The sequence below is a fragment of the Shewanella surugensis genome, assembly GCF_023284005.1.
GTDB classification, from domain to species: domain Bacteria; phylum Pseudomonadota; class Gammaproteobacteria; order Enterobacterales; family Shewanellaceae; genus Shewanella; species Shewanella surugensis.
Genome location: NZ_JAKIKS010000231.1, coordinates 1 through 3,812 on the forward strand (window position 1 = coordinate 1; position 3,812 = coordinate 3,812).

A 3,812-nucleotide genomic window follows, 5' to 3' on the forward strand; every position below is an offset into this window, starting at 1 on the left:
ATTAGTAAGAAACCCCGTAAAGCTAGAAGTCTTTCATTGTTATTTCCGAGCGAACAGTTACCCGTTTTGAAGTGAATCCAATCGATCATTTTCACTGTGTTTAAGTACTAGATCATAAGGCTAGATGATAAGATTGGGCCATAAGATGAGTCTTGTGGCTTGAGATAACAACCTGAGCAGTTTGACTGTTCAGGTTTTTTTTACTTTTTATTTTGTCACTTTGCACTGCATGTTTATGCTTATATCGAGCGTTTAATGCCTTTTGTGTCTGTCACTGAAACAGGAGAGCGAAAGCGTCTCAAAATTACTGGCTTTTTGACCTCATAAACCTTACATTAGCGGCAATTTTTCGTTTAATGATTTGAGCATGATTATGGCCCGTACTGCTAGCGCACTGCATATTTTAGTGAAACACAAAGAGCAAGCTGAAGATATTATTAAGCAGTTGGATCAAGGCGCTAAATTTCACGTGTTAGCCAAGAAATATTCTTCCTGTCCATCGGGGAAAAAAGGCGGCGATTTAGGCGAGTTTCGTCAAGGGAAAATGGTGCCCTCATTTGATAAAGCGGTCTTTAAAGGCGAAATACTGGTGCCGCAGTTGGTGAAAACCAAGTTTGGTTGGCATGTGATCAAGGTGTTGTATCGGACTTAATAGTCCTCTTTCTTTGTGACCATTTATTCAGTGGTCACGATATTGATATTTATAAAGAGACTATTCTTGTGGTCTTCTTGCTAATGATTTCCATCATGCCCAATGAGCGTAAGCTTTCAAATGAAAACTGATGACATTTATGTTTAAGGTTGTTTTTCAATTAGTTAAGAGAGTTTTAATTGCATTATTTCAGTTGTACTTATTGCCTGCCGCAGGCTTTTGTGCAGATACCTCTGCGAGACGCTGTGAAGCCATCCTTGGCCGCTTTACGATTTCATCCCTGAAGTCGAAACTAGCAGATGCATCTACACTGGGTTTGAAAAGCGATTTCCTTTCTTCGAGTCGAGTTTTTTGATCACTTTAAAGTGTGTTTCATTTCGATGAACTTGTTTCGAGATAAGCAACGGCGTGAGTTCCCACTCACACTGGGCCAAAAGGGGATCACCTTTGCCGCCCAGAGTCGGTACGCCTTCAAATGAAGACAGATGATATTGATATGTCTGATGGTTGGATCATGATTATTGGGAAGTGTGTTTACCGTTTAATATTCATAGGTATTTATCGCGTCCAGCGGGGTTTTGTGCAAGTCACTATCGGGACGCTGTAGACCCGTCCTTGGGCGCTCTGCGATTTCATCCTTGAAATCGAAGCCCTCTAGTTCACTTGCACTGGATTGTAGAGCAAAAGCATCAAAAGCGAGTGGATCTCTTCGATTTAGGAAATTTTATAACTGCCAGTAAACACGTTGTAAGTATCTGACCTGCATGGATAGCAGGGAATGCCAAATTATGTCGGGAACATAATTGGCCCTGTAAGCTCGGCGACTCCAAAAAACCTCCCTGTTTTAGAAGTTCGCTATTGCATCTACACGGGGTGTTAAGAGCAAAAGAAAAAATCAAAAGCAAAGAAAAAGCCAGTGTGTTTCTTCGATTGGATTCTTTTGAATGAAAGTTGTGAGCTAGATCGACTGTTTAGGTGGTTTTAGTATAAAAGGGGGATGTGTGGATGAGTGGTTCTCTGATAAGTTAACTTATTGTTATTTAAGCTTGTTTATTAGTGGTTAGGTCTTGCTACGCATTGACTTAAGGTGTTCATGAAAAAGTTTACATTATTAGTTCCTTCCTTATTGCTGTTAACCGCTTGCTCAAGCATGTCACCGATAGAAAAAGCAAGTGAAAGTGAATCTTACTTTCAAGATGCAGTATATGGCGGGGTAGATTTTTATATTTCAAAAGAAAAAATCACTGGAGAAAGATATCGCATTTTTCATCAGGCATTGACGGGGTTTAGTGGAACGTCAGGGATCAGAAGAAGTGCAAGGAAAAGAGCAAATATTTTTTGTCTGAAAATTAAACAGAAGCAAAAAATGCTAACAGTTTCAGAGCATACGGTATCACCACCCTATATTTTAGGTAATTTTCCTCGTATAGAAATTATATTTGTGTGTATTGATGATGAGATAATTTCAACAACAGGCTCTACTGATAAATATGATCGTCTTATCAAAATTAAAAACCTTTTGGATCAAGGGGTGCTAACGCAGAAAGAATTTGAAATTGAAAAGAAAAAAATACTGACTGAAAAATGATGTTTAACACTAAAGTTAGGTGTAGTTTATTTTGTGTCTCACATATTTGTACTTAAAAATGCTGTGATTATTATCGAAAAATAGGTAAATATCCATGTTCACACTCACGATATTTTCAATGCTTTATTTCGGTAACCTCGATGGGGATCTAAAAGCAAAAGATGAAAGCAGTCGGCTTCTTTGAATGGGAGGAATCCATAAAGTTGTGGTCTGCATCAATGGTTTGCACTTCTACCACCATCAAAAACAAACATTTAGTTTACAAAAGTAACGTTTGGGTGGTACTTTGCTGGCTAGCGTGAAGGGTCGGCAGTTTGTGATTTCATGAGTTTCCGCGCTTAATAGATTATAAAAAACAGTATATTAGCTATGCGCGTTTTCACTGAACAGATGTAATGATCGAGCATGCGCACTATACAAAGGTTAGCACTACACAAAGTATCTAAATCAAATATCAAAAGATTTGCCAATTATCAACTTAGGAGTTGAAATATGAAAAGAGGAGTAATTATCGCACTTGCAACAGCAACGTTATTACCAATACATGCTGGTGCAAAAGAGAATAGTCATGATACGCATAGCGCTGTTTCAGATAAAGTTATATCTGAACAAAGAGCCAAACTTGCAGAAAATACAAAAGGCAAAGGGTTTGGCCCCCAATCCCCTCGTGATATTGATGCAGTAGCAGGTAATAATCTACGATCATTTAATGATGCTCCTGCATCTAAAGAAATGAACCTTTGCAATATCCATTTCCATAAAAATGCTGAGCATAAAGGCGGAGAATTTACTAAATATGCAGGTAATGGCGATGGACATGGTTTCCAAAGTGGTTACAAATATTCAGGTAATTTGAGTGCTTCAGAGATAAAATCGGCAGGACATGATATTTGTCCCAGCAAGCACGGGGGCTTAAGTGCTGGTGATACTATTGAGGTTCACTATGTACATTCAACCGCTGAGATCAATCCAGGCCCAACATTAGGTTCATGTCTAAATGATGCTATCAAAAATCCTCAGTTGCGCGTAGAAACACAGGTATATGTTCTGGTTAATGACACAAGTGCATTTGATTTTGGTAGCTTAACCAAACACAGAAAACAGAGTGGCTTGCATCAAGCAATAAATATTCCAAACAATATGGGTACACCAATTCAGTACGCTGGATCAACCACAGGTCCTAGTTACAATGAAAAAGGCTCTCCATTTCAGGTTACATGGAGTGTGCGGCCTAGTGTGGCCAAAGTAAATATTGATAGCGTTGGTAAATGGTGTAAAGATAATGTTTTCAATGAAGAACATGCTCATGGTGTAAGAAATCTCGTTACAAACCCTGATCTTATTTCAAAAATTGGCCATTAAATTTAACCAGCAAGTATTGAAGTGGCATAGTTAATTTGGCCACCTAATACTTAAACACAGTGAAAATGATCGATTGGATTCACTTCAAAACGGGTAACAGTTCGCTCGGAAATAACAATGAAAGACTTCTAGCTTTACGGGGTTTCTTACTAATGAGCCCTTTTTTTTCCAGAGTATTAATCATTTGATTAACACTGGGCGGAGTGACCT

At 38.6% G+C, this 3,812-nt stretch carries 3 protein-coding genes; all 3 read left to right on the forward strand.

The genetic code is table 11. From position 1 onward, the window contains the following. Positions 1-373: 373 nt before the first annotated feature. The 3 genes from L2764_RS26175 (at position 374) to L2764_RS26185 (ending at position 3,602) form a co-directional block, all read left to right on the forward strand. On the forward strand, positions 374-652 hold the full coding sequence (locus tag L2764_RS26175; RefSeq protein ID WP_248943279.1) for a peptidylprolyl isomerase: 279 nt from the start codon (positions 374-376) through the stop codon (positions 650-652). Positions 653-1,745: 1,093 nt separating this feature from the next. After that, positions 1,746-2,240 carry an SHOCT domain-containing protein gene (locus tag L2764_RS26180; protein ID WP_248943280.1) on the forward strand — a complete coding sequence of 165 codons (495 nt, stop codon included), beginning with the start codon at positions 1,746-1,748 and terminating at the stop codon, positions 2,238-2,240. A gap of 492 nt (positions 2,241-2,732) precedes the next feature. Further along, positions 2,733-3,602 carry a delta-class carbonic anhydrase gene (locus tag L2764_RS26185; RefSeq protein WP_248943281.1) on the forward strand — a complete coding sequence of 290 codons (870 nt, stop codon included), beginning with the start codon at positions 2,733-2,735 and terminating at the stop codon, positions 3,600-3,602. Positions 3,603-3,812 lie beyond the last annotated feature (210 nt).

What these genes read in the sequence shown, in the direction of transcription:
- L2764_RS26175 (WP_248943279.1), top strand. Translation starts at nt 374, where the DNA reads ATGGCCCGTACTGCTAGCGCACTGCATATTTTAGTGAAACACAAAGAG.
- L2764_RS26180 (WP_248943280.1), top strand. Translation starts at nt 1,746, where the DNA reads ATGAAAAAGTTTACATTATTAGTTCCTTCCTTATTGCTGTTAACCGCT.
- L2764_RS26185 (WP_248943281.1), top strand. Translation starts at nt 2,733, where the DNA reads ATGAAAAGAGGAGTAATTATCGCACTTGCAACAGCAACGTTATTACCA.